This is a genomic window from Ruegeria spongiae (assembly GCF_023502395.1).
Lineage (GTDB): Bacteria > Pseudomonadota > Alphaproteobacteria > Rhodobacterales > Rhodobacteraceae > Ruegeria_C > Ruegeria_C spongiae.
The window spans coordinates 1-24620 of record NZ_JAMFMB010000042.1 but is presented as its reverse complement, the minus strand read 5'-3'; the positions used below and the strand labels follow the sequence as shown (position 1 = coordinate 24620).

Annotated in this window: 22 protein-coding genes and 1 tRNA gene; 18 read left to right on the top strand and 5 right to left on the bottom strand. The window is 61.7% G+C overall.

The window, feature by feature from the left end; genetic code table 11:
• Positions 1–126: 126 nt before the first annotated feature.
• A protein-coding gene (locus M3P21_RS20565) for an IS3 family transposase (protein ID WP_249713182.1) occupies positions 127–1256 on the top strand; the annotation gives its coding sequence in 2 pieces (ribosomal slippage) (positions 127–370 and positions 370–1256; 1131 coding nt in all).
• Between the two features lie 418 nt (positions 1257–1674).
• Here M3P21_RS20565 and M3P21_RS20560 read toward each other — a convergent pair.
• Positions 1675–1750 (bottom strand) — tRNA-Thr (locus M3P21_RS20560).
• Positions 1751–1900: 150 nt separating this feature from the next.
• Here M3P21_RS20560 and M3P21_RS20555 point away from each other — a divergent pair.
• Genes M3P21_RS20555 through modC form a run of 4 tightly spaced genes read left to right on the top strand, consistent with a single transcriptional unit; the run spans position 1901 to position 5325 of the window.
• Complete coding sequence (locus M3P21_RS20555) at positions 1901–2770, top strand: hypothetical protein (RefSeq protein WP_249713180.1); 870 nt, start codon at positions 1901–1903, stop codon at positions 2768–2770.
• 37 nt (positions 2771–2807) lie between these two features.
• Complete coding sequence (modA, locus tag M3P21_RS20550; protein WP_249713178.1) at positions 2808–3545, top strand: molybdate ABC transporter substrate-binding protein; 738 nt, start codon at positions 2808–2810, stop codon at positions 3543–3545.
• Positions 3542–4240 (top strand): molybdate ABC transporter permease subunit, encoded by a 699-nt coding sequence (gene modB / locus M3P21_RS20545; protein WP_249713176.1) that lies wholly within the window; start codon positions 3542–3544, stop codon positions 4238–4240. The genes modA and modB overlap by 4 nt, the downstream gene beginning before the upstream one ends.
• The gene (modC, locus tag M3P21_RS20540; RefSeq protein ID WP_249713174.1) at positions 4237–5325 is read left to right on the top strand and encodes a molybdenum ABC transporter ATP-binding protein; all 1089 of its coding nucleotides are present in this window, start codon (positions 4237–4239) and stop codon (positions 5323–5325) included. The genes modB and modC overlap by 4 nt, the downstream gene beginning before the upstream one ends.
• A 15-nt stretch (positions 5326–5340) precedes the next feature.
• Here the strand turns inward: modC and M3P21_RS20535 are convergent, their stop codons facing one another.
• Entirely contained in the window at positions 5341–5943 is a 603-nt protein-coding gene (locus M3P21_RS20535) for a helix-turn-helix domain-containing protein (protein ID WP_249713172.1), read from the bottom strand.
• Between the two features lie 153 nt (positions 5944–6096).
• On the opposite strand from M3P21_RS20535, the gene glyA reads away from it, so the two are divergent.
• The 8 genes from glyA (at position 6097) to gcvP (ending at position 16092) form a co-directional block, all read left to right on the top strand.
• Entirely contained in the window at positions 6097–7350 is a 1254-nt protein-coding gene (gene glyA, locus M3P21_RS20530) for a serine hydroxymethyltransferase (protein WP_249713170.1), read from the top strand.
• A 10-nt stretch (positions 7351–7360) separates the two neighbouring features.
• A complete protein-coding gene (gene lpdA, locus M3P21_RS20525; RefSeq protein WP_249713168.1) occupies positions 7361–8743 on the top strand; it encodes a dihydrolipoyl dehydrogenase in 1383 nt (460 codons plus the stop codon).
• Positions 8744–8757: 14 nt separating this feature from the next.
• The gene (gene lipA / locus M3P21_RS20520; RefSeq protein WP_249713166.1) at positions 8758–9702 is read left to right on the top strand and encodes a lipoyl synthase; all 945 of its coding nucleotides are present in this window, start codon (positions 8758–8760) and stop codon (positions 9700–9702) included.
• 25 nt (positions 9703–9727) lie between these two features.
• Positions 9728–11101 carry an alanine/glycine:cation symporter family protein gene (locus M3P21_RS20515; RefSeq protein ID WP_249713164.1) on the top strand — a complete coding sequence of 458 codons (1374 nt, stop codon included), beginning with the start codon at positions 9728–9730 and terminating at the stop codon, positions 11099–11101.
• A 79-nt stretch (positions 11102–11180) separates the two neighbouring features.
• The gene (locus M3P21_RS20510; protein ID WP_249713162.1) at positions 11181–11594 is read left to right on the top strand and encodes a universal stress protein; all 414 of its coding nucleotides are present in this window, start codon (positions 11181–11183) and stop codon (positions 11592–11594) included.
• A 29-nt stretch (positions 11595–11623) separates the two neighbouring features.
• On the top strand, positions 11624–12721 hold the full coding sequence (gcvT, locus tag M3P21_RS20505; protein WP_249713160.1) for a glycine cleavage system aminomethyltransferase GcvT: 1098 nt from the start codon (positions 11624–11626) through the stop codon (positions 12719–12721).
• 17 nt (positions 12722–12738) lie between these two features.
• Positions 12739–13104 carry a glycine cleavage system protein GcvH gene (gene gcvH / locus M3P21_RS20500; RefSeq protein WP_249713158.1) on the top strand — a complete coding sequence of 122 codons (366 nt, stop codon included), beginning with the start codon at positions 12739–12741 and terminating at the stop codon, positions 13102–13104.
• Positions 13105–13236: 132 nt separating this feature from the next.
• Entirely contained in the window at positions 13237–16092 is a 2856-nt protein-coding gene (gene gcvP, locus M3P21_RS20495; RefSeq protein WP_249713156.1) for an aminomethyl-transferring glycine dehydrogenase, read from the top strand.
• Between the two features lie 43 nt (positions 16093–16135).
• Here gcvP and M3P21_RS20490 read toward each other — a convergent pair whose 3' ends face one another.
• Together M3P21_RS20490 and M3P21_RS20485 are read right to left on the bottom strand one after the other, a co-directional pair.
• Positions 16136–16438, bottom strand: a complete 303-nt coding sequence (locus tag M3P21_RS20490; protein ID WP_249713154.1) for a DUF1330 domain-containing protein — start codon at positions 16436–16438, stop codon at positions 16136–16138.
• On the bottom strand, positions 16431–17123 hold the full coding sequence (locus M3P21_RS20485) for a GntR family transcriptional regulator (RefSeq protein WP_249713152.1): 693 nt from the start codon (positions 17121–17123) through the stop codon (positions 16431–16433). The genes M3P21_RS20490 and M3P21_RS20485 overlap by 8 nt, the downstream gene beginning before the upstream one ends.
• Before the next feature lie 103 nt (positions 17124–17226).
• Here M3P21_RS20485 and M3P21_RS20480 point away from each other — a divergent pair, with 103 nt between their 5' ends.
• Genes M3P21_RS20480 through M3P21_RS20460 form a run of 5 tightly spaced genes read left to right on the top strand, consistent with a single transcriptional unit; the run spans position 17227 to position 22066 of the window.
• The gene (locus tag M3P21_RS20480) at positions 17227–17829 is read left to right on the top strand and encodes an amino acid synthesis family protein (RefSeq protein ID WP_249713150.1); all 603 of its coding nucleotides are present in this window, start codon (positions 17227–17229) and stop codon (positions 17827–17829) included.
• Positions 17801–18619 carry an alpha/beta fold hydrolase gene (locus M3P21_RS20475; RefSeq protein ID WP_249713148.1) on the top strand — a complete coding sequence of 273 codons (819 nt, stop codon included), beginning with the start codon at positions 17801–17803 and terminating at the stop codon, positions 18617–18619. The genes M3P21_RS20480 and M3P21_RS20475 overlap by 29 nt, the downstream gene beginning before the upstream one ends.
• Positions 18616–19551, top strand: a complete 936-nt coding sequence (locus tag M3P21_RS20470) for a flavin reductase family protein (RefSeq protein ID WP_249713146.1) — start codon at positions 18616–18618, stop codon at positions 19549–19551. The genes M3P21_RS20475 and M3P21_RS20470 overlap by 4 nt, the downstream gene beginning before the upstream one ends.
• 3 nt (positions 19552–19554) lie before the next feature.
• Positions 19555–20592, top strand: coding sequence for an LLM class flavin-dependent oxidoreductase (locus M3P21_RS20465; protein ID WP_249713144.1), 1038 nt, complete (start codon positions 19555–19557; stop codon positions 20590–20592).
• A gap of 10 nt (positions 20593–20602) precedes the next feature.
• The gene (locus M3P21_RS20460) at positions 20603–22066 is read left to right on the top strand and encodes an aldehyde dehydrogenase (protein ID WP_249713143.1); all 1464 of its coding nucleotides are present in this window, start codon (positions 20603–20605) and stop codon (positions 22064–22066) included.
• A 23-nt stretch (positions 22067–22089) separates the two neighbouring features.
• On the opposite strand, the gene M3P21_RS20455 is transcribed toward M3P21_RS20460, so the two are convergent.
• Entirely contained in the window at positions 22090–24528 is a 2439-nt protein-coding gene (locus M3P21_RS20455; RefSeq protein WP_249713141.1) for a GcvT family protein, read from the bottom strand.
• Positions 24529–24620 lie beyond the last annotated feature (92 nt).

Genomic DNA, 24620 nt, shown 5'->3' with positions numbered 1-24620 from the left:
GGACTCTGAGACAGAAAAACCTGGCGCAAGCGCCTGCAGTTCGGTGGGACAAAAGGGGCAAAATGGACCTGTCGCGGTTTGATGCCGCTCCTTTGATAGCATTTACTGCAACAAAGGAGACTGACTATGGGACTGAAACGGACGGACGAATTCCGCCAAGATGCGGTGCGTATTGCGCTGACCAGTGGGCTGACGCGCAAGCAAGTGGCTGACGATCTGGGTGTTGGCCTGTCAACGCTTAACAAATGGATCACCGCGCACCGAGACACAGACGTGGTTTCCAAAGAGGATTTGAGCCTCGCTCAAGAGAATGAACGCCTTCGACCGGAGAACCGGCTTCTGAAGGAGGAGAGGGAGATCTTAAAAAAGGCCACCCAGTTCTTCGCGGGCCTAAAGCAATGAGATTTAGGTTTGTTGAAGAACACAGAGCCAGCTTTCCAGCCAACCGGTTATGCGATGTTGTCGGCGTCAGCACGCGTGGTCTGAGGGCATTCCGCAGCCGCCCTGCCAGTCGCAGACAGCGGTCTGATCTGGTCACGCTGGCGCACATCAAAGAACAGTCGCGTCTCAGCCTGGGCAGCTATGGTCGGCCAAGAATGACTGAAGAGTTGAAGGAGGTCGGTTTGAATGTTGGCCATCGCCGTGTTGGTCGTTTGATGCGTCAGAACGGCATATCTGTTGTCAGAACCCGCAAACACAAGGTGACAACGGACAGTGACCACAAGTTTAACATCGCGCCAAATCTGCTGGATAGAAACTTCACAGCGGATCAGCCGGACCAGAAATGGGCGGGTGATATCAGCTGCGTTTGGACGCGAGAGGGTTGGTTGTATCTGGCTGTGATACTGGATCTGCACTCAAGGCGTGTCATCGGTTGGGCCGTCAGTAATCGGATGAAGCGGGACCTGGCAATCAGGGCTTTGAAAATGGCTATCGCGTTCCGGGCACCACCGAAGGGCTGCATCCATCACACGGACCGTGGGTCGCAATACTGCTCCCACGATTACCAGAAGCTGCTGTGCAAGCATGGCTTCAAGGTATCGATGTCTGGCAAAGGTAATTGTTACGATAACGCTGCCGTCGAGACGTTCTTCAAAACCATCAAGGCTGAACTGATCTGGCGGCATCCTTGGGAGACGCGGAGGAAGGCTGAGATGGCCATCTTCAAGTACATCAACGGCTTCTACAATCCGCGTCGTCGCCACTCAGCATTGGGCTGGAAAAACCCCGTCGCGTTCGAAAGGAAAGTGGCTTAAACGAGCTCTTGGGGCGGCACAAAAGCGTGACAGGTCCAAAATGCGTAGAGAAACCATGGGAAAATTGAGTGTCCCACTCTCGGTTACCCAATTGCTGGAAGCCGCGATGGGGTCCGTAACTCCTGCCTCCCCCTCGTATGTCGCCGTTCGCGCCGAACACCTGCAAGCGCTGTGCGATGCCGCTGGTGTGAAATTCACGGATGCGTGGTGGACGCGGCGTACATGAGGGCCGAGACGACACCGGCTGCCCGTCCGTGGTGGCCGGTGCCAAACTGCTGATTCTAGCCGCAGGGTACAGATATGTACTTTGAGGCGATTCAAGGGGTTAGACCGGGCAATTTTGTCCCCTATATGTCCCCCAGAAAGCAGGCGCACCCTGTCACCTAGGGGTAATGTTCAGCTAAGTCATTGAAATTGCTGGTGCCCCCACACGGACTCGAACCGCGGACCTACTGATTACAAATCAGTTGCTCTACCAGCTGAGCTATAGGGGCCTTAGCCACCGATTAATCGGATCGCAAGCGGTCTGCAAGATGCTTTTTGCAAGCAAGTATCCAGGCGCTGGTGATTTGACGCCCCCGGCGCCAGGCTGTAACCCGAAAATGGGCGCGAGGCAGAAAGAGGCACAGTTGGTCGGAATGCAAATGATCTTTCAAACCGGAGCGCATTCGACCGAACATGAACGCCTGTTGAAATGCTTGTTGGGCAACCGAGACGGCTTTGCACAGCAAGGCGTCGCAGTGCCGCCACCGCGCCGGTACCGCCCTCTGCTGAAGAACGCGCTGGAGGTGATGGAAAACGCCGAACCGGCACCCGATATACGCAGCACAATGGTCGAGACACTGCTGGGCGGTGCTGAAAAGGACCGGGTGCTGCTGTCGAACACGCATTTCTTCGGAACTCAGCGCGAGGCCTTCGGAGACAATTGTTTCTATCCGCTGGCCCCGCAGCGTGCCGCCTGTTTGCGGCGGATGTTTGCGGATGATCAGATGGAAATTTTTATGTCGATCAGGAACCCGGCCAGTTTCCTGCCCGCCGCTCTGGTCAATGCGGGCGGCTCTCGCATCTCTGGGCTGATGGAAAAGCTGGATCTTCTGGAACTGCGCTGGTCGGAGCTGTTCGAGCGCCTGCGCGCCGCCGTGCCCGATGTGACGATCACCGTGTGGTGCAACGAAGACGCGCCGCTGATCTGGTCGCAGATATTGCGCGATATGGCGGGTCTGAACCCCGATGCCGAAGTGACGGGCGGGCTGGCGCTGATGGGCGAGATTCTGTCTCCTGAGGGGATGTCGCGACTGAACGACTATCTGGCGCAGCATCCGAACATGTCCGAGTTGCACCGCCGCCGGGTGATTGCGGCATTCATGGACAAATATGCGCTGGACGAGGCCGTGGAAGAGGAGATTGACCTGCCCGGACTGACCGAGGATCTGGTCGAGGAAATGACGGAGATCTACGACGAGGATGTTTTTGCGATCCAGCAGGATCCGGGCGTGCAGTTCATTGCCCCCTGAAGCCCAGCGGTGCGCGCCAGGCCGGACCTGGCGCTCTGTGGTCGCGGCGCTGCTGCTGTCCGGTCTCTGCGCGGGTCCGGTAGGCGCGGCAGAGCCAGTGCTTGTCTTTGCTGCGGCCAGCCTGAAAACGGCGCTGGATGAGATCGCCGCTCAATTTGAGGGCGAAACCGGCCAGGATGTGGCCCTGTCATATGCCGGCAGTTCGGCACTGGCCCGGCAGATCGAGGCGGGGGCACCGGCGGATGTCTTTCTGTCGGCCAATCCTGACTGGGTGGACCGGCTGGTGGATCAGGGTCTGGTGCGGCGGCGGGACGTCGTGCCGCTGCTGAGCAACCGGCTCGCCTTGGTTGCGCCTGCGCAGGATGGAAGCGCCGCTGGCATCGACGCGCTGCCGGATGCGCTGGCAGGCGGGCGGCTGGCCATGGCGCTGGTTGACGCCGTGCCTGCCGGAATCTATGGCAAGCAGGCGCTTGGTACGCTGGGGCTCTGGCCCGCCCTGCAGGACCACATCGCGCAGACAGACAATGTCAGCGCTGCGTTGCGGCTGGTGGCTCTGGGCGAGGCGCCGCTGGGTGTTGTTTATGCAACGGATGCGCAGGCCGAGCCGCTTGTGCGGCTGGTCAGCCTGTTTCCCGAAGACAGCCACGATCCGATCCTCTATCCGCTGGCGCGGCTTGGCGCGGGAGAGCGGGGCTTTTTCGACTACCTGCAAAGCCCTGAGGCGGCTGCGGTGTTTTCCCGCAACGGCTTTGGCCTCGTGGCGCATGTGCCATGACCGACTGGCTGCGCGCAGAGGAATGGATGGCGCTGACCCTGTCGCTCAAAGTGTCGTTCTGGGCCGTGCTGATCAGCCTGCCTTTCGGCCTGCTTGCCGCCTATGCGCTGGTGCGGTGGGAGTTTCGCGGGCGACACGTGCTGAACGGCCTCGTGCATCTGCCGCTGATCCTGCCCCCGGTGGTCACCGGTTACCTGCTGCTTTTGACCTTTGGCAGGCGCGCGCCGCTTGGTATCTGGCTGGAAGAGACGTTTGGGCTGGTTCTGGCCTTTCGCTGGACCGGCGCTGTTCTGGCGGCGGCGATCATGGCTTTTCCGCTGATGGTGCGGGCGATCCGTCTGGGTCTGGAAGGCATCGATCCCCGGCTGGAAGAGGCCGCTGCGACGCTGGGGGCGTCGCGGTTCTGGGTCTTTGCCACCGTGACCCTGCCGCTGTTGCTGCCGGGGCTCATCACCGGCGCGGTTCTGGCCTTTGCCAAGGCGATGGGTGAGTTCGGGGCGACGATCACCTTCGTGTCGAACATCCCCGGACAGACGCAGACGCTGCCGTCGGCGATCTATACCTTCCTGCAGGTGCCCGGTGCCGAGGCCTCGGCGCTGCGGCTGGTCATGGTCTCGATCCTTGTCGCCATGGGGGCGCTGGTTGCGTCCGAACTGCTGGCGCGGCGGGCCGCGAAACGGATTTCGGGCGGATGAGCCTTTCGGTCGATATCAGCCACACGCTGGGCGAGATGGCGCTGGAAGTCCGCTTTGACGCGCCGCGCGGGGTGACGGCGCTGTTTGGGGCCTCGGGCACCGGGAAAACCAGTGTCATCAACGCGGTTGCCGGATTGCTGAGGCCCCGGACCGGGCGCATCATACTGGATGGCGAGCCGATTTTTGACGCCACGATGAAGATTGATCTGCCGGTGCATAAGCGGCGGCTGGGTTGTGTGTTTCAGGATGGGCGGCTGTTCCCGCATCTGAGTGTGGAGCAAAACCTTGTCTACGGTCTGAAATTTGCCGCAGTCGGCAGTCCGGGTCCCACCCTGCACGAGGTGGCCGAGATGTTGGGAATCTCTGCGCTTTTGCTGCGCAGGCCCGCAGCGCTATCGGGGGGCGAGAAACAGCGGGTCGCTATCGGGCGGGCCTTGCTGTCGCGCCCCAGAATGCTGGTGATGGACGAACCGCTGGCCGCGCTGGACGAGGCGCGCAAGCAGGACATCCTGCCCTATCTCGAACGGTTGCGCGACGAGACCGATATTCCGATCCTCTATGTCAGCCATTCCGTGTCCGAGGTGGCGCGGCTGGCCACCACGGTTGTGATGATGGACCAGGGCAGGGTGACCCGGTTCGGACCCGCCGAAGAGGTCCTGTCAGACCCGGCCAACGTGCGGCAGTTGGGCCTGCGCGAGGCAGGATCGGTCCTGCAGGGTGTGGTGACGACCCATCATGACGACGGGCTGACCGAGTTGGCGGTGTCGGGCGGCACGCTGCTGCTGCCGCATGTCAATCTGTCACCGGGCCAGCCAATCCGGGTGCGGGTGTTGGCGCAGGACATCATCCTTGCGACCAGCCCGCCCAAGGGCCTGTCCGCGCTCAACAACTTGCCGGCCGAAATCGTCTCGATCCGCGATGGGGATGGGCCGGGCACCATTGTGCAACTGAAATCCGGTAGTGATCTGCTGCTTGCCCGGGTCACCCGACGCTCTGCCGAGGCGCTGGGGCTGAAACCCGGCGCGCAGGTGCATGCGGTGATCAAGGCGGTCTCGGTCGCACGGACGGATGTCGGGGGTGGCTGAGCTGTCAGTCAGGCGTCATTCCAGCGAGACCCAGAGCACCTTGGCGTCCTCTGTACCCGATGACACGCAGAAATGGCCCATCGAACTGTCATAATAGATCGAGTCACCCGTGGTCATCGGCAGCGGTTTGTAATGTTCGGTGTGAAACACCAGATCGCCGCTGATCACATACATGAATTCTTCGCCGTCATGGCGAATCCAGCTTTCGAACTCGGACACTTCGCGCGCGGTGATCGTGCTGATATAGGGCAGCATCCGTTTGCTGGTCAGATCCGTGCACAGCAGTTCGTGCCGGTAGGTGTCGGTCACCCGAACCTCACCGGACCCGCTGGGCGTATGATCGCGACGGCCGCTGACGCCGCTTTGCCCCGAGGGCAGGAACAGATGCGGCGTCTTCAGCTCAAGCGCCGTGGTAAGACGGCGCACGATGTCGAAACTGGGTTTGGTCTGATCGTTTTCGATCTTTGACAGGGTCGAGCGGCCGATCCCCGCCGCGCGGCTTGTTTCCTCCAGCGTCCAGCCTTTTTCACGCCGTGCGTCTCGAATCATGCGCCCGAGTTGCCCGGTAGGGGGGGCCTCTTTCAGGTCGGATTCGGGTGTTTGCGCTATCGGATCCATCAGTCGTTCCCTATTATTTTTCTGAGTTTACTGACTTTTACACAAGGCGCAATCGCGCCGGATAAGAGCATTGTTGACGCAAGGGAACAAATTCCACTATAGGAAACATATTCCGCCAAACGGCACTTTGAGATCCACAAGGAGACTCCGGATATGTTCACCACTGATCTGCGCGTGGCCGACCACGCAATCGCCAGCTGGATTGAAGAAGAAGGCACCCGTCAGGCCGACCAGATCGAACTGATCGCCTCAGAGAACATTGTTTCAAAGGCGGTGCTGGATGCGCAGGGCTCGGTCCTGACCAACAAATATGCCGAAGGCTATCCGGGCCGGCGCTATTATGGTGGCTGCGAAGTGGTCGATAAGATCGAGGCCGAAGCAATCAGGCGGCTCAAGGAGTTGTTCAATGCCGGTTATGCCAACGTGCAGCCGCATTCGGGGGCGCAGGCCAATGGTGCGGTCAAGCTGGCGCTGCTCAGCCCGGGCGATACGATCCTTGGCATGTCGCTGGATGCGGGCGGGCATCTGACCCATGGCGCGAAACCCGCGCAATCCGGCAAGTGGTTCCGGCCGGTTCAATACGGGCTCACCGATGCCGGGCTGATCGATTACGATCAGGTGGCTGAACTTGCGCGCGCGGAAAAACCGAAAATGATCATCGCGGGCGCTTCTGCCTATTCGCGCGTCATCGACTTTGCCAAGTTCCGCGAGATCGCCGATGAGGTTGGTGCCTGGCTGCTGGTCGACATGGCCCATATCGCGGGCCTGGTCGCCACCGGCGCGCATCCTTCGCCGATGCAGCACGCCCATGTCGTCACCTCAACTACGCATAAGACTCTGCGCGGTCCGCGCGGTGGCATCATCCTGACCAATGACGAGGCGATCGCGAAAAAGATCAACTCGGCAGTGTTTCCCGGTCTGCAGGGCGGGCCGCTGATGCATGTGATCGCCGCCAAGGCCGTGGCCTTCGGTGAGGCGCTGCGGCCTGAATTCAAGGACTATATCACCCGCGTGGTCGACAGCGCCGACGCGCTGGCCAATGTCATGATCGCGCGCGGCTGTGACATTGTCTCGGGCGGGACCGACAACCACCTGATGCTGGTCGATCTGCGCCCCAAGGGCGTCAAGGGCAACGCCGCCGAAGCCGCGCTGGAGCGCGCCGGTTTCACCTGCAACAAGAATGGTGTGCCGGATGATCCGGAAAAGCCCACCGTCACGAGCGGCATTCGTTTGGGAACGTCCGCAGGCTGCAGCCGTGGCTTCGGGCCCGAAGAGTTCAAGCAGATCGGTCACCTGATCAGCGACGTTCTGGACGGGCTGGCGCAGTCTCCGGACGGCAACACCGCGCTTGAGGGTGAGATCCGTGAAAAAGTGCGGTCGATCTGTGCCCGCCATCCGCTCTACTGAGGGGCGCGACATGAGCAAGTACGATCTGATCATTATCGGTGGCGGGCCCGGCGGCTATGTCGCCGCGATCCGCGCCGCGCAATTGGGGCTGAGGGTCGCTTGCGTCGAAGGGCGCGCAGCGCTCGGCGGCACCTGCCTGAATGTAGGCTGTATCCCGTCCAAGGCGCTCCTGACCTCATCGGCGAAATATGCCGAATTGTCTCATCTCGCCGCGCATGGGATCAGCGTCGAAGGGGTCAGCCTCGACATCGGGGCGATGATGGGCCGCAAGGACAAGATCGTGGGTGATCTGACCAAGGGGATCGCATTTCTGTTCAAAAAGAACGGTGTGGACCTGATCGAAGGCTGGGCCAGCATCCCGGCCCCCGGTCAGGTGCGGGTCGGCGACGAGATTCACGAGGCGAGCAACATCGTGATCGCAACCGGCTCCGAAGCAACGCCGCTGCCCGGCATAGACATTGACGAGGTCGATATCCTGAGCTCGACCGGCGCGCTGGTGCTGGAGGAGGTGCCCGCGCATCTGGTGGTGATCGGCGCCGGTGTGATCGGGCTGGAACTGGGTCAGGTCTGGTCGCGGCTGGGGGCCAAGGTGACGGTGGTCGAATACCTCGATCGCATCCTGCCCGGTATCGACGGCGAGATCGCCAAGCTGGCGCAGCGCGCCCTGTCCAAGCGCGGGCTGAAATTCCAACTGGGCCGCGCGCTGAAATCTGTTCAGAAGACTGATGGCGGCCTCACCCTGAGCGTGGACCGTGTCGGCAAGGACAAGGAAGAAGTGATCGAGGCCGACAAGGTTCTGATCGCCGTGGGTCGCCGTCCGGTGACGCGCGGTCTCGGGCTGGAGGATCTGGGTGTCGCGGTAAATGCGCGCGGGTTCATCGAGGTGGATGGCGCGTTCCAGACCTCCATTCCCGGTATTTATGCCATTGGGGACTGTGTGCCCGGCCCGATGCTGGCCCATAAGGCAGAAGAAGACGGTGTGGCCTGTGTCGAGATGCTGGCGGGGCAGGGGAGCCATGTGGATTACAACACGGTTCCCGGCGTTGTATACTCCGACCCCGAGGTCGCCTCGGTCGGGTTGACCGAGGAAGCGCTGAAAGAGGCGGGAACCGAGTACGCGGTCGGCAAGTTCGCCTTCATGGCCAACCCGCGCGCGCGCTCAACCGGCGACACGGACGGTGCCGTGAAGGTTCTGGCGGGCATGGATGGCCAGATTCTGGGCGCGCATATCTGCGGCGCCCATGGTGGCGATCTGATCGCCGAACTGGTTCTGGCCATGACCAAGGGCGCAACCGTGTCCGAGGTCGCCGCCACCTGTCATGCACACCCGGCCATGGGCGAGGCGGTCAAAGAGGCCTGCCTTGACGCCATGGGCCGTGCGATCCACGCGTGAACGGGAGCAGCCAGATGACCATCCAACTCCGCCCTCGCCACCCGGAAAAGGCCCGGAAAGCCGACAGCGCGATACCACGCAAACCGAGCTGGATTCGTCGCAAAAAGGTCGAAAGCGCCGAATATTACGAAACCCGCCGCCTGATGCGCGAGCACAATCTGGCAACGGTCTGTGAAGAGGCCGCGTGCCCGAACATAGGCGAATGCTGGTCCAAGCGTCATGCCACCATGATGATCATGGGCGGGACCTGCACCCGCGGCTGTTCCTTCTGCAATGTGGCCACCGGCAAACCCGATACGCTGGACGCGTTCGAACCGGGGCGGGTGGCGGCGGCGGTCAAGAAACTGGGTCTGCGCCATGTTGTCATCACCAGCGTTGACCGCGACGATCTGGACGATGGCGGGGCCGAACATATCGCCCAGACCATCCGCGCCGTGCGCCACCAGACCCCCGGCACCACGGTCGAAGTGTTGACGCCCGATTTTCTGGGCAAAGGCACAGCGGCCGCCAAAGTGTTCGAGGCCGCCCCGGATGTGTTCAATCACAACCTTGAAACCGTCCCGCATCTGTATCCCACCGTGCGCCCCGGCGCGCGCTATTACACCTCGCTGCGCCTGTTGGACGATGCCAAGCGCGCGCAGCCGGAGTTATTTACCAAATCCGGCCTGATGGTCGGCCTTGGTGAAACCCTGAACGACATACGCCAAGTGATGGATGATCTGCGCGCCGCACAGGTCGATTTTCTGACCGTCGGCCAATACCTGCAACCCACTGCGAAACATCACCCGATCGACCGGTTCTGGTCACCCGATGAGTTTGCCCAGCTAGAGCGCATCGCGCGCTCCAAGGGCTTTTTGCACGTGTCGGCAACTCCGCTGACCCGTTCGTCGTTCCACGCGGACGAAGACTTTGCCGCCCTCAAACAGGCTCGCCAGCAGGCACTGGCCAACAGGGCATAATCCAAGCGCATATGGGAGGGAAACCATGGAAGCGTTAAGTTCAATTGTAGGGGCCATCAATGGCGTCGTATGGGGGCCGCTGATGCTGGTCCTCATTCTGGGCGTCGGCTTCTTCTTGCAGGTGGGGCTGAAATTTATGCCGATCCTGCGTGTCGGCACCGGCTTCAAACTGCTGTTTGCAGGTCGAGAAGGGCAGGGCGATGGCCAGATCAGCCCCTTCAACGCGCTGATGACCTCGCTGTCGGCGACCATCGGGACCGGCAACATCGCCGGTGTGGCCACTGCTGTCTTCCTGGGCGGTCCGGGCGCCTTGTTCTGGATGTGGATGACCGCCCTGGTGGGCATGGCCACCAAATATGCCGAGGCGGTTCTGGCGGTGAAATACCGGGAACAGGACGAACTGGGCAACTATGTCGGCGGGCCGATGTATTACATCAAGAACGGTCTGGGTGCGAAGTGGGCCTGGCTTGGCGTGGCCTTTGCGCTGTTCGGCGCGATCGCGGCCTTTGGCATCGGCAATGGCGTGCAGGCCAATGGCGTGGCGCAGGTTCTGGATTCGAACTTCGGCATCAACACTTCGGTCACCGGAGTTGTGCTGATGGTTCTGACCGCCGGCGTCATTCTTGGCGGCATTACCCGTATCGGTGCGGTGGCCGGTAAGCTGGTTCCGTTCATGGCAGTTGCCTACATCATTGCCGGTCTGCTGGTTCTGCTGATCAACATTGGCGCCATTGGCGACGCTCTGGGGCTGGTCTTCACCTACGCCTTTACACCGTCGGCCGCCGAAGGCGGATTCGCGGGGGCAGCGGTTTGGGCGGCCATCCGATTCGGTGTCGCACGTGGTGTGTTCTCGAACGAGGCCGGTTTGGGTTCCGCCCCGATCGCGCATGCCGCAGCCGAGACCAAAGGTCCGGTCAACCAAGGCCTGATCGCGATGCTGGGCACGTTCATCGACACCATCATCGTTTGTTCCATCACCGGCCTGGCGATCATCTCTTCGGGCGCATGGACCAGCGGTGAATCGGGCGCGGCCCTGACCCGTCTGGCGTTTGAGACCACTCTGCCGGGGTTTGGCGGGCACCTGATCGCAATTGCATTGTCGATCTTCGCCTTCACCACCATCCTCGGCTGGTCGTTCTACGGAGAGAAATGCGTCGAGTTCCTGCTGGGCGTGAAATCGCTGATCCCTTACCGCGTGCTCTGGATCATCGCGATCTATTTCGGCGCAACCGCCGATCTGGGCTTCATCTGGCTGCTGGCGGACACGCTGAACGCGATGATGGCCATTCCGAACCTGATTGCACTGGCATTGTTGAGCCCGATCGTCTTCAAATTGACGAAAGAGTTCTTTGCCAGCGGCGGCCAGTCGGAAGAGCCGGGCGGTACAGCGGCCGAGTAAGCCGCGCCACAAAGATCCGAGGAGGCCGGTATCGGCCTTCTCGACCCAAAAGGAACTCACTGTCTTGAGGAGAGGGCCGATGGCCACAAAAATCCTGCTTCCGATTGATCACACCGATGACCGTTCGTGGAAAAAGGCGCTACTGGTCGCGCTGGAACAGGCGAAATTCTACGGTGCCGAACTGCACGCGGTCTCGGTCATTCCCGAGATCATCCAATTGCCCAACCTTCCCGCCAATTACGGTGCGGGCGCAAAGGAGCACGTGCGAAAGGCCGTGCAGGCCATCCTGGACGGCAACGGCGCTGCCGGAACGCCCGTGCATATCGAGCAGGGCAGCGTCTATCGCGAGATCCTCAAACTGGCCCACAAGGACGGGTTTGATCTGATCGTCATGGCCTCGGCCAAAGGCGATTTTCCGAATTACGAAATTGGTCCGAACCTTGCTCGGGTGGTGCGTAATGCGCATTGCTCGGTCATTGTGGTCCGTGACTGACTCCGAGACTTAACAGAAAGGCACCTGTCATGACTGATGCGCCCAAACGCACTCCGCTCTACGATCTGCATGTGGAACTTGGCGGCAAGATGGTCGATTTCGCCGGTTGGGAGATGCCGGTTCAATACCCCATGGGGATCATGGGGGAACACAAGCAGTGCCGTGAAAAGGCCGCGCTGTTCGATGTCTCGCATATGGGGCAGGTGATCCTGCGCGGCGAGAATGTGGGCGAAAAGCTGGAAGGCATATGCCCGCAGGCCTATGCCACCCTGAAAGAGGGCAAGGCGCGCTATGGCTTCTTCACCAACGAAGAGGGCGGCATCATGGACGACCTGATCGTGTCCAATGCGGGCGATCACTATTTTGTGGTGGTCAACGCGGCGCTGCGCCATCAGGATATCCCGCATATGAGGGACAATCTGGACGGTGTCGAGGTGACCGAAATATTCGACCGCGCGCTGGTGGCGGTGCAGGGGCCCGCGGCCGAGAACGTGGTGGGCGAGCTGTGCCCGGCGGCGCGCGACATGAAATTCATGGAAACCATCGTCGCCGACATCAACGGCGTTTCCTGTCGCATTTCGCGCCTGGGCTATACGGGCGAGGACGGCTACGAGATTTCGATCCCCGAAGACAAAGCCGCTGACGTGGCGCGTGCGTTTCTGGCGCATGAGGATTGTGAACCGGCAGGTCTGGGCGCACGCGACAGCCTGCGGCTTGAAGCGGGTCTGTGCCTTTATGGCAATGACATTGACCAGTCAACCTCACCGATCGAGGCCAGCCTGTCCTGGGCAATCCAGAAACGCCGCAAGGAAGAGGGGGGGTTTCCCGGCGCCGCGCGCGTGCAGAAGGAACTTGCCGAGGGGGCAGCCAAAAAGCTGGTCGGCATCAAACCGACAGGCCGCGCACCGGCCCGGCAGGGGGTCGAAATCCAATGCGCCGAAGGCAATAGCATCGGCGCCATCACCTCGGGCTGCTTTGGCCCCACCGTCGGCGGCCCCGTCGCCATGGGGTATGTGGCGGCAGGCCATGGCGAGCCCGGCGAAAAGGTGAACCTTATCATTCGGGGCAAGGCGCAACCGGCAGAGATTGTGTCGCTGCCCTTTGTCACCCAGAACTACAAGCGTTGAAGTCAGGAGAGAGAAACATGGCAACCTACTACTCGGAAGAGCATGAATGGGTCACCGTCGAAGGCGACACTGCAACGATCGGGATCACCCAGCATGCGGCGGACCAATTGGGCGATATCGTCTTTGTTGAGCAGAAAGAAGCGGGCGATGATTTCGAAAAAGGCGACGAGATTGGTGTGATCGAGTCGGTCAAGGCCGCGTCCGAAATCTATGCGCCCGTCGATGGCGAGGTGATCGAGGCCAATGAAGTTCTGGCCGACAATCCCGGCGCGATGAACGAAAGCCCCGAGGGCGACGCGTGGATCTACAAGATCAAGCTGTCGGACAGCTCGCAATTGGATGATCTGATGGATCTCGATGGCTACAAGGCCCTGATCGGCTGAATTCAACGCGGGGCTCCAGACCAAGGGGCTCCGCCCGTTCGGGCCTGAAACTGTCCCTTGGGCAGTTTCCGGGACGGCCCTCACTCCCCGCCGGATCGCCGTCGGGCCTGACCTATCCATAGGAGCGCTGCAATGGCCTTCAAACTGACCGACTACGAAGCCTATGATTTTGCCAACCGCCGCCATATCGGCCCCAGCCCGACCGAGATGCGGGACATGCTCAAAGTGATCGGCTTCAAGACGCTGGACGAGTTGATCGACGTCACCGTCCCCCCCGCGATCCGCCAGACCGATCCGCTGGACTGGGGTCCGGCGATGACGGAACGCGACGCGCTCTTTCACATGAAAGAGGTGGCGAGCAAGAACAAGGTTCTGACATCGCTGATCGGTCAGGGATACTATGGCACCACCACACCCGCGCCGATCCTGCGCAACATCCTGGAAAACCCGGCCTGGTACACAGCTTATACGCCGTACCAGCCCGAAATCAGCCAGGGCCGGCTAGAGGCGCTGTTGAACTTCCAGACCATGGTCAGCGATCTGACCGGGCTGGATGTGGCCAATGCGTCCTTGCTGGATGAGGCGACAGCCGCCGCCGAAGCGATGGCGATGGCCAAGCGCGGCGGGCGGTCGAAGGCTAACAACGCGGCTTTCTTCGTGGACAAGAACTGCCACCCGCAGACCATTGCCGTGATCAAAACCCGCGCCGAGCCTCTGGGCATCGACGTACAGGTGGCCGATCCGGATACGATGGACGCGGGCGCGGTGTTTGGCGCCATCTTCCAGTATCCTGGCACCCATGGCCATGTGCGCGACTTCACCAACGAAATTGCGGCGCTGCACGAACATAAAGCCATCGCCATCGTCGCCGCCGACATCCTGTCGCTGGCGCTGCTGAAATCCCCCGGTGAGATGGGCGCGGATATCGCCATCGGCTCGACCCAGCGCTTTGGCGTGCCGATGGGCTATGGAGGGCCTCATGCCGCCTATATGGCGACTACCGACAAGCTGAAACGCTCGATGCCCGGCCGGATCATCGGTGTCAGCATCGACAGCCGAGGCAACAAGGCCTATCGTCTGGCGTTGCAAACGCGCGAACAGCATATCCGGCGCGAAAAAGCCAACTCCAACGTCTGCACCGCGCAGGCGCTCTTGGCCGTCATCGCCTCGATGTATGCGGTTTATCACGGCCCCGATGGCATCAAGGCCATCGCGCAATCGGTGCACCGCAAGACCTCGCGCATGGCCGCTGGTCTGGAAGAGGCGGGCTTTGCTGTTGAGCCGGAGGTGTTCTTCGACACCATCACGGTTGAGGTCGGCCATCTGCAGAATGTTGTGATGGAGGCCGCCGTTGCTCGTGGCGTCAACCTGCGAAAGGTGGGCGACACAAAAGTGGGCATCAGCCTTGACGAACAGACCCGGCCCGAGACCATCGAGGCGGTCTGGGGTGCCTTCGGCATCGACCGCAAGGACGACAGCTCGAACAAGCAATACCGCCTGCCGGATTACGCCCTGCGCGAAAGCGCGTATCTGACCCATCCGATCTTCCACAAGAACCGGGCCGAGGCCGAGATTACCCGCTACATGCGCCGTCTGGCCGACCGCGATCTGGCGCTGGACCGGGCGATGATCCCGCTGGGGTCCTGCACCATGAAGCTGAACGCCACGATCGAGATGATCCCGGTCACCTGGCCCGAGTTCGGCAATCTGCATCCGTTCTGCCCGCAAGATCAGGCGCAGGGCTATATGCAGATGATCGCCGATCTGAACGACAAGCTGTGCCAGATCACCGGCTATGACGCGATCTCGCAGCAGCCCAATTCGGGCGCGCAGGGGGAATATGCGGGGCTGCTGACCATCCGCAACTATCACGCGTCGCGTGGTGAGGCGCATCGCAATGTCTGCCTGATCCCGACCTCGGCGCATGGCACCAACCCGGCCTCGGCCCAGATGGTGGGATATCAGGTTGTGCCGGTAAAGGCGGACGACAAGGGCAACATTGACGTCGCCGATTTCCGCGAAAAGGCGGAAAAACACTCGGACAATCTGGCCGCCTGCATGATCACCTATCCGTCTACTCATGGTGTGTTCGAGGAAACCGTGCAGGAGGTCTGTCAGATCACCCATGATCACGGCGGTCAGGTCTATATCGATGGCGCCAACATGAACGCCATGGTCGGTCTGGCCCAGCCGGGCAAGATCGGCGGTGATGTCAGCCACCTGAACCTGCACAAGACCTTCTGCATCCCGCATGGCGGCGGCGGCCCCGGCATGGGGCCAATCGGCGTCAAGGCGCATCTGGAAGAGCATCTGCCCGGCCACCCGGAATACGGCACTGCCGTTGGTCCGGTCTCGGCTGCGCCGTTTGGCTCGCCGTCGATCCTGCCGGTCAGCTGGGCCTATGTGCTGTTGATGGGCGGTGCGGGTCTGACGCAGGCGACCAAAGTGGCGATCCTGAACGCCAACTACATCGCGGCGCGCCTCAAGGATGCCTATCCGATCCTCTACACGTCGGAAACGGGTCGGGTGGCGCATGAATGCATCCTGGATACCCGCCCGCTGGACGAGGCGGCGCATGTCAGCGTCGACGACATCGCCAAACGTCTGGTCGATAGCGGCTTCCACGCCCCGACCATGTCCTGGCCGGTGGCTGGCACCCTGATGGTCGAGCCCACGGAATCCGAGCCGCAGGACGAGCTGGACCGGTTCTGCGATGCAATGCTGTCGATCCGGGAAGAGGCGCAGCAGATCATCGACGGCAAGATTGACGCCGAGAACAACCCGCTCAAGAACGCGCCACATACCGTGCGCGATCTGGTGGGTGACTGGGACCGGCCCTATACCCGCGAACAGGCCTGTTTCCCGGCCGGTTCGTTTGGGGTCGACAAGTACTGGTCGCCGGTCAACCGGGTGGACAATGCCTATGGCGACCGCAACCTGGTCTGCACCTGCCCGCCGATGACGGACTATGAAGAAGACGCAGCCTGAAGGTTGCTGATCTCATCCCGCCGGCCTTGGGTCGGCGGGGTGCTCACACCGCGCCGAGGCCCTCGATCAAAGCGATATCCGCCTCGCAGGCTCCGGCCCGTTTGGCCCGAGCTGCGCGATATTCTTCGGACGCATAACAGGCGCGCGCTGCTTCCATCGAGTCGAACTCGATGATCACCCGTCGCTGCCAGTCCTGCCCTTCGAGGGTTTCGGCCTCTCCCCGCGCCAGAAACCGCGCGCCAAATTTGCGGAAGGCGTCCGGCGCGATCGCCTGATAACCCTGATAGGCGTCGGGATCGGTGACCGTGACATTGGCAATCCAGTAGGCTTTGGGCGGTTTAGTCATCTTCTGCCTCTTCCTCCTCGGCAAGCAGCCGTTCCGCGATGGCGGCCGTGTCGTCCAGATGGCGTTCAACAGCCGCGCGCGCCGTAACAGGATCGCCAGAGATGATGGCAGCGCAGATCGCCTCCATATGTGCGATGCCGGGGCGTTCGCGGTCAGTCGAGGACAGCGTCATCATACGCAACCGGCTGATCCGCCCGTTCAGGCGCTGGACGATGTCCCAGGCGATATGATGCCCGGCGCCGTCGAAAATCTCGGAATAGAAATCCGACGTGGCGCGGAACAGCACACCGGGCGTCTTGTCCGAGAAGGCGCGTTTGAGCTGTGCCAGTGACGTGTTTAGCGCGCGCGCCCGTGCGGGGGAGATTTTGCGGGCGCATGTTTCGGCTGCTGCGGTCTCAAGCATGCGGCGGATGTCGTAGATCTGCCGCGCATCCTCGCGGTTCATGATAGCCACGATCGGGCCGCGACCGGGCAGGATCTCGACCAGCCCTTCGGCCTCGAGATAGCGGATCGTTTCCCGGATCACTGTCCGGCTGACGCCCAGCTGATCGCAGAGCGGGCGTTCGACAAGCCTTTGGCCGGGCTCGAACAATCCTTCGATGATCGCCTCGCGCATGCGGTCCTGCACCATGTCGCGAAGGGTGGCGGGCGGGTGATCAATCTTTGTCAGGCCGGGTGTGGTCATATGTGCGAAACTATCCGGTCGAGCCGTGGCAAGCAAGGTATGATTGACATATGGTCTGATGGTATACCAAGATAACGGCAATCGAATCTCAAGGACCCCGCCCATGCCCGCTGAAATCCGCAAAACCCTGCTGCATGTTGAAAACACCCTGATCGAAGGTGGTAAGCCAGCCGAACAGCCGTTGAAGATGATTGCGGCGGTGGCCGTCATCACCAACCCCTGGGCCGGGCGTGGCTTTGTCGAGGACCTGAAACCGGAAATTCACGACTGCGCCCCCGGTCTGGGCAAGATGCTGACCGATATGGTGCTGGAGGCCGCAGGCGGTGGCGACAAGGTCGAAGGTTATGGCAAGGCAGCCATCGTCGGGGTGAATGGCGAGGTCGAGCATGGCTCGGCCCTGATCCACACGTTGCGGTTTGGCAATTTCTATCGCGAGGCGGTGGGGGCGAAATCCTATCTGGCGTTCACCAACACGCGCGGTCCGGCCAATGCCGCGATGCAGATCCCGCTGATGGACAAGAATGATGGCGGGCGGCGCAGCCATTACCTGACGATCCAGCTACAGGTAGTCGATGCACCCGCGCCGGATGAGATCATGATCGCGCTCGGCGCCTCGATCGGCGGGCGCCCGCATCACCGCATCGGGGACCGCTATCAGGACCTTCGGGAGCTGGGCCATGACGTCGACAACCCTGCAGCTGTCTGAGCCCTTTGGTCAGTTCGCCTGGCGCGAGGCCGGGCGGGACCAGGCCGAGCCGCTGGTGCTGATCCACGGGGTTGGCATGCAATCGGCGGCCTGGGCACCTCAGATCGAGGCGCTCGCTGGTTCGCATCACATCATCGCACTGGATATGCCCGGTCATGGCGGCAGTGACTGCCTGCCGCCGGGGTCAGGCCTGCCGGTGTTTCTTGATTGGTTGCTCGCGGTTCTGGACACGCTTGAACTGCCTCGGGTCAATCTGGCCGGTCATTCGATGGGGGCGCTGATCTCCGGCGGGTTTGCGGTGTGCCACCCCGAGCGGGTTTCCCGCGTTGCGCTGCTGAACGGTGTCTTTCGCCGGGACGAGGCCGCGCGCGGGGCGGTGATCGCCCGCGCTGAGCAGATTGCAAGGGGCGGGTTCGATCTGGACACGCCGCTCCGGCGCTGGTTCGGGGATACGCCTGAAGATCGCGCCGCCAGCGCGCAGGTCGCGGACTGGCTCAAGCTGGTCGACCTGCAAGGGTATGCCACCGCCTATTCCGCCTTCGCACGGGGGGACGCGCTTTATGCTGATGGGTTCGATCAGATATCCTGCCCGTTACTGGCGCTGACCGGAGGCGGTGATCCCAACTCGACGCCGGTGATGTCGCGCGCCATGGCGCAGGCAGCCCAACGCGGCACAGCGGTCATTATCGAAAATCACCGGCATATGGTAAACCTGACGGCCCCCGACGCCGTCAACGCGGCGCTGCAAACCTGGTTAGAGACCCCCATCGCACAGGGTGAGCCCACATGATCGAATTCGACCCGCAAACACTGACCAACCCCCGCGCTCTGCGGACCGCGTTCGGCACCTATATGACCGGCGTCACCGTTGTCACAACGCAGGACGCGGATGGCAAGCCGCTGGGCTTCACGGCCAATTCCTTTGCCTCGGTCTCGCTCGATCCGCCGCTGGTTCTGGTCTGTCTGGCCAATACCTCCGGCAACTATGCCAGCTTTGCCACAGCATCTAAATTCGCAATCAATATCCTGTCCGAGGCGCAGACCGAGGTGTCGAACACCTTCGCCCGCCCGGTCGAGGACAGGTTCGCCGCGGTGGGCTGGCAACCGGGGCCGCATGGATCACCCATTCTGGATGATGTGTCGGCCTGGTTCGATTGCAGCATGTTCAACCGCGTCGAGGCCGGAGACCATCTGATCCTGATCGGTGCGGTCAAAGCCTTTGATCACACGATCGCACCCGGGCTGGGCTATGCGCGTGGCGCCTATGTCACCCCCGCCGCCGAGGCGCAGGCGCTCAGCAAGCGCACGGGTCTTGTTGTCTCGGCCCTGATCGAACGCGATGGGAAAATTTTGCTGCAGGACGATGGCAATGGCCGCCTGACCATTCCCAGCACCGATGACGTGGCCGACGGGGCCAACGCGGCGCTGAACAGGCTGATCCGCGACAGCGGAGTGCAGGCGGAACCGGGTTTCATCTACTCGGTCTATCAGGATGAGGCGCTTAAGCATCAGCACATTTCGTTCCTGTGTCAGGCAGAGGAGGGCGAACCGCAAAAGGGCGTGTTCACCGATCTGGGCACCTCGACCCTGATGGATATCGGTGATCCGGCCATCTGCACGATGCTGGAACGATTCGCCGCCGAAAGCCGGATCGGCAATTTCGGGGTGTATTATGGCAACGAGGTCAGCGGTGAGGTCAAGCCGCTTGCAACCGGGGGATAAGGTATGAAGTTTTCACTGTTTGCGCATATGGAGAGGATCTCTCCGGATCAGGATCAGAAGCAGCTTTATGACGAGTTCATCGAGCTGTGCAAAATCGCCGATGCGGGCGGCATGCATGCGGTCTGGACCGGCGAGCATCACGGGATGAACTTTACCATCGCGCCGAACCCGTTCCTGAACCTGATCGACGTGGCGCGCCACACCAAGAACGTGCGGCTGGGCACAGGCACTGTCATCGCTCCTTTCTGGCACCCGATCCGGCTGGCGGGCGAGGCGGCGATGACCGACATCATCACCGATGGGCGTCTGGATCTGGGCATCGCGCGGGGCGCCTATAGCTATGAATACGAACGGATGATGCCCGGTATGGATGCCTGGGAGGCCGGGCAGCGCATGCGCGAACTGGTGCCAGCGGTGCAAAAGCTGTGGCAGGGCGATTATGCCCATGACGGCGAATTTCACCAATTCCCCGAAGCCACGTCCTCGCCCTTGCCGCTGCAGCCGGGCGGACCGCCGATCTGGGTGGCGGCGCGTGATCCAAACAGCCATGAGTTTGCCGTTGCGCACGGGTGCAACGTGCAGGTAACGCCGCTGTGGAACGGCGACGACGAGGTGGCCGACCTCATGTCCAAATTCAATGCCGCCTGCGCGAAATTCCCCGACACTCCGCGCCCCAAGATCATGCTGCTGCGCCATACCTACGTGGCAGAGGATGCTGCAGATGTGAAACGCGCCGCGATCGAGCTGAACCGGTTCTATTGCTATTTCGGGGCGTGGTTCATGAACAAGCGCTCGGTCAGTCAGGGCCTGATCGACCCGCTGAGCGACGACGACATCGCCGCCCACCCGTTCTATACCCCCGACAACATGGAGCGCGATCTGATCATCGGCACCGCCGACACCGTGATCGACCGCATCCGTACCTGCGAGACGTTGGGATATGATGAATATTCCTTCTGGATTGACTCGAGCATGAGTTTCGAGCGCAAGAAAGCCTCGCTGGAGCGGTTCATCAAAGACGTCATGCCGGTGTTTCAATAAGGGGCCGAAAATGCAGCAATTCCAACACTATATCGGCGGTGTCTTCTCGGACGGCGCAGCGCGGTTCGACAGTCTGGACCCGGCCACCGGTCAGGTCTGGGCGCGCATGCCCGAGGCCAGCGCCGAGGATGTCACCAAGGCGGTCGAGGCGGCGGAGCGCGCGTTTTTCTCGCCGGAATGGGCAGGCATGACGGCCACCGCGCGGGGAAAGCTGCTGCACCGGCTGGCCGATCTGGTCGCCGAAAACGCCCCGCGTCTGGCACAGCTTGAAACCCGCGACACCGGCAAGATCATCCGTGAAACCTCGGCCCAGATTGCGTATGTCGCAGAATATTTCCGCTATTACGCTGGGCTGGCCGACAAGATCGAGGGCGCGCATCTGCCCATCGACAAACCGGATATGGAGGTCTGGCTGCGTCGTGAACCCATCGGTGTGGTGGCTGCTGTGGTACCGTGGAACTCGCAGCTGTTCCTGTCGGCGGTCAAGATCGGACCCGCTCTGGCGGCGGGCTGCACGGTGGTTCTGAAAGCGTCGGAAGACGCGCCTGCGCCGATGCTGGAATTCGCGCGTATCTTTGATCAGGCGGGCTTTCCCAAAGGCGTGCTGAATGTCGTTACCGGCGGTCCCGAAGCGGGGGCGGCGCTGACCAGCCATGCCAAGGTGGCCCATGTCGCCTTTACCGGCGGTCCCGAAACCGCGCGCCATATCGTGCGCAACTCGGCCGAGAATCTGGCCTCGACCTCATTGGAACTGGGTGGCAAATCACCGTTCATCGTGTTTGAGGATGCCGATATCGACAGTGCGGTGAATGCGCAGGTTTCCGGCATTTTCGCTGCCACGGGTCAAAGCTGTGTCGCGGGGTCGCGGCTGGTGGTGCAGGCCTCGATCAAAGAGGCGTTTCTGGCGCGACTGAAGAAAAAGGCCGAAGCGGTGGTGATCGGTCCACCCGATGACATGGCAACCGAGGTCGGCCCGCTTTGCACCCTGCGGCAGCGCGACATTGCCGTCGATCTGATTGACCGGTCGATCGCCCAGGGGGCCACTCTGGTGACCGGTGGCAAACCCATCGCGCGCGATGGCTTCTACTTTCCGCCGACCATTCTGGATTGCTCTGACACGCCGGACGCCGACAGCCTGAGCAACGAGTTTTTCGGGCCGGTCCTGTCCGTCACAACCTTCGAGACCGAGGAAGAGGCGATCGCCATTGCCAACGACACGCGTTTCGGGCTGGCCTCGGGCCTGTTCACTCAGAACCTGACCCGCGCGCATCGGATGATCCGCGCCATCCGGGCCGGAATTGTCTGGGTCAACACGTATCGCGCCGTCAGCCCGATTGCGCCTTTTGGTGGGCATGGGTTGTCCGGCCACGGGCGCGAAGGCGGGATGCAGGCGGCGCTGGATTACACCAAGGTCAAAGCGGTCTGGTTGCGCACCAGCGACGATCCGATCCCCGATCCGTTTGTCATGCGCTGACGCCCGGACGCGGCAAATCGCGCCTAACCGCGCATCCTGCTGAATTCGGGATCATAAGGCGAGGGGGTGATGATTTCGGCGTTGACCAGATCACCGCAAAGGTCGATCTCCATCTGCTCGCCCTCGGCGGCAACCCCCGGATCGACAAAGGCATAGGCCAGGTTCATTCCGACCCGGTGACCCCAGTCGCCCGAGGACACGGTGCCGACAACACTGCTACCCCGCATCAGGGACGCACCGCCATGCGCCGGGGCATGGGTGGCGTCAATGCGCAGGGTGACCAGCCTTTTGCGCGGCCCTGCGATACGGCGCTGCAACAAGGCATCTTTCCCAATAAAATCGACGTTTTTGTCGGGCCTGACGAACCGGTCCAGCGCGGTTTCGAAGGGATCGAACTCGGTCAGCAGGTCGGCCTTCCAATGCAGGAAGCCTTTTTCCATCCGCATCGACTCCACCGCGCGCGCACCAAAGAGTTTCAACCCATGCACCTCGCCTGCCTGCCTCAGCGCCAGATATGCGGCATAAAGCGCGGCGTTCGGGACATGGATTTCGTAGGCCAACTCGCCCGAAAAGCTGATGCCCATCACAACAGCCGGGGCAAAGCCAACAAAACACTCGCGCAGGCTGAGCCACGGAAAGGCCTCACTCGACCAATCGCCGCGCGCGCAGGTGGATAGCACCGCGCGCGCTTTTGGACCGGCAAGCACCAGAATGGTGTGATCATTGGTCAGGCTGCGCAGGTGAACGTCCTCACCCTCCGAGATATGCGCGCTGAGCCAGTCCATGTCGTGATACTCCGCCGCCGCCGCCGAGCCGAACCAGACGCGGTCCGGGCCGCGGTCGCTGGCGGGCAGGTTGGCGATGGTGGCCTCGCTCTTGATCATGCCGTGATGGTTCAGCAGGTACCCCAGCCCGACCCGGCCCGCGCGTTTGGTCACCGCCCCGCAGACCATCCGATCGAGGAAGCTGTGACGATCCGCTCCGGTGATCTCGATCCGGTTGAAACCGTTGACCTCGCAGAGGCCGACATTGTCCCGAACATTCCTGACCTCATCCGCGACAAGCTCAAACGTCTCGTCGAAAGTGAAGCCGAGCGTGGGGTGAAAATTGGCGCTGGGCTTGATGTACTCAACCCGCTCCCAGCCGTTCACAACAGTGAATTCCGCGCCTTCTGCTGCCAGCACCGGGGTCAGGGGGGTGGTCTTGGCGGGCCTGCCTGCCGGGCGGTGTTCGTGGGGGAAGTGAAAGCGGAACTCGTTCTGATAATCCTCGATGGCTTTCAGCGCGGTCAGTTCCACATTGGCATGACCAGTGAACCGGCGCGGGTCCAGACACCAGGTGTCATAGCAGGCCTCGCCATGCACGATCTGCTGGGTCAGCAGCCAGCCATGCCCGCCGCCTTCGCCCAGCCCCGCCCGCAAGCCAATAATGCAGAACGCATTGCGCTTGCCTGGGATCGGGCCGACCAAAGGCGCACCGTCGATCGTATAGGTGATCGGGCCGTTCACGACGGTATGGATGCCCACCTCGGTCAGGGCGGGCATGCGGGCAAAGGCACCCTCCAGAACATCTGTGATGCGGTCCAGATCGTCGGGGCAGAGCGCATTGACAAAATTCGGGTCGATCCCGTCCATGCCCCAGGTCTTGCAGTCCTGTTCATAAAACCCGACCAGGAGCCCGTTCTTCTCCTGACGGCAGTAGTAATCCGAGATCGGACAGCGGATCAGCGGCATGCGATGACCTGCCTGTTTGATCGCCGGGATCTCTTCGGTCAGGAAATACTGATGCTCCATCGAGGTGACCGGATGATGTACATTCATCATCGCGCCCACTTCATTGACCCGGTAGCCGCAGGCGTTGACGACAATATCGCAATCAATGTCGCCCTTCTCGGTGTGAACGGTCCAGGTGTCGTCCTTGTGCTGGGTCAGGGCCGTCACCGGCGTGTTGCGGTACACCTCGGCCCCCGCCTTGCGGGCGCGTCGGGCCAGCGCCTGACACAGCTGCGCCGGGTCGATATCGCCATCGAGCGGGTCCCAGAGCCCGCCCAGAAGGTTGTCGGTCGAGATCAACGGATGCCGCCGGGCGCATTCTGCGGCGTCTATCACCTCAAACTCCACGCCCATGCCGCGCGCCATAGAGGCAAAATGCCGGTAGCCCTGCATGTGCGCCTCGGTATTGGCCAGACGCATCCCGCCATCGCCATGGTGGTAGTTGATCGGATAGTCGGGGTCGTCGGCCAGTTCCTTGTACAGGTTGATCGAATGGGTCTTCAGACCAACCATGGTCTGGTTCATGCCGAAATTGGTGACCTGAGCGGCGGAATGCCAGGTGGTGCCGCTGGTCAGCTCGTTGCGCTCGGCCAGAACGACGTCGCTCCAGCCCTCTTGTGTCAGATGATAGAGCGTCGAACAGCCCGCGATGCCGCCACCGATAACCACAACTTTTGTCCGGGATTTCATATGTCCGCCTCCGAAATCTGACCCGACTCCGAAGGAGATTGGGGGTTTGCGCAACCAGAAGATCATAATTTCGAAAAAATAGAAAAGTGTAG

What these genes read in the sequence shown, in the direction of transcription:
- M3P21_RS20555 (WP_249713180.1), top strand. Translation starts at nt 1,901, where the DNA reads ATGATCTTTCAAACCGGAGCGCATTCGACCGAACATGAACGCCTGTTG.
- modB (WP_249713176.1), top strand. Translation starts at nt 3,542, where the DNA reads ATGACCGACTGGCTGCGCGCAGAGGAATGGATGGCGCTGACCCTGTCG.
- modC (WP_249713174.1), top strand. Translation starts at nt 4,237, where the DNA reads ATGAGCCTTTCGGTCGATATCAGCCACACGCTGGGCGAGATGGCGCTG.
- M3P21_RS20535 (WP_249713172.1), bottom strand. Translation starts at nt 5,943, where the DNA reads ATGGATCCGATAGCGCAAACACCCGAATCCGACCTGAAAGAGGCCCCC.
- glyA (WP_249713170.1), top strand. Translation starts at nt 6,097, where the DNA reads ATGTTCACCACTGATCTGCGCGTGGCCGACCACGCAATCGCCAGCTGG.
- lpdA (WP_249713168.1), top strand. Translation starts at nt 7,361, where the DNA reads ATGAGCAAGTACGATCTGATCATTATCGGTGGCGGGCCCGGCGGCTAT.
- lipA (WP_249713166.1), top strand. Translation starts at nt 8,758, where the DNA reads ATGACCATCCAACTCCGCCCTCGCCACCCGGAAAAGGCCCGGAAAGCC.
- M3P21_RS20515 (WP_249713164.1), top strand. Translation starts at nt 9,728, where the DNA reads ATGGAAGCGTTAAGTTCAATTGTAGGGGCCATCAATGGCGTCGTATGG.
- M3P21_RS20510 (WP_249713162.1), top strand. Translation starts at nt 11,181, where the DNA reads ATGGCCACAAAAATCCTGCTTCCGATTGATCACACCGATGACCGTTCG.
- gcvT (WP_249713160.1), top strand. Translation starts at nt 11,624, where the DNA reads ATGACTGATGCGCCCAAACGCACTCCGCTCTACGATCTGCATGTGGAA.
- gcvH (WP_249713158.1), top strand. Translation starts at nt 12,739, where the DNA reads ATGGCAACCTACTACTCGGAAGAGCATGAATGGGTCACCGTCGAAGGC.
- gcvP (WP_249713156.1), top strand. Translation starts at nt 13,237, where the DNA reads ATGGCCTTCAAACTGACCGACTACGAAGCCTATGATTTTGCCAACCGC.
- M3P21_RS20490 (WP_249713154.1), bottom strand. Translation starts at nt 16,438, where the DNA reads ATGACTAAACCGCCCAAAGCCTACTGGATTGCCAATGTCACGGTCACC.
- M3P21_RS20485 (WP_249713152.1), bottom strand. Translation starts at nt 17,123, where the DNA reads ATGACCACACCCGGCCTGACAAAGATTGATCACCCGCCCGCCACCCTT.
- M3P21_RS20480 (WP_249713150.1), top strand. Translation starts at nt 17,227, where the DNA reads ATGCCCGCTGAAATCCGCAAAACCCTGCTGCATGTTGAAAACACCCTG.
- M3P21_RS20475 (WP_249713148.1), top strand. Translation starts at nt 17,801, where the DNA reads ATGACGTCGACAACCCTGCAGCTGTCTGAGCCCTTTGGTCAGTTCGCC.
- M3P21_RS20470 (WP_249713146.1), top strand. Translation starts at nt 18,616, where the DNA reads ATGATCGAATTCGACCCGCAAACACTGACCAACCCCCGCGCTCTGCGG.
- M3P21_RS20465 (WP_249713144.1), top strand. Translation starts at nt 19,555, where the DNA reads ATGAAGTTTTCACTGTTTGCGCATATGGAGAGGATCTCTCCGGATCAG.
- M3P21_RS20460 (WP_249713143.1), top strand. Translation starts at nt 20,603, where the DNA reads ATGCAGCAATTCCAACACTATATCGGCGGTGTCTTCTCGGACGGCGCA.
- M3P21_RS20455 (WP_249713141.1), bottom strand. Translation starts at nt 24,528, where the DNA reads ATGAAATCCCGGACAAAAGTTGTGGTTATCGGTGGCGGCATCGCGGGC.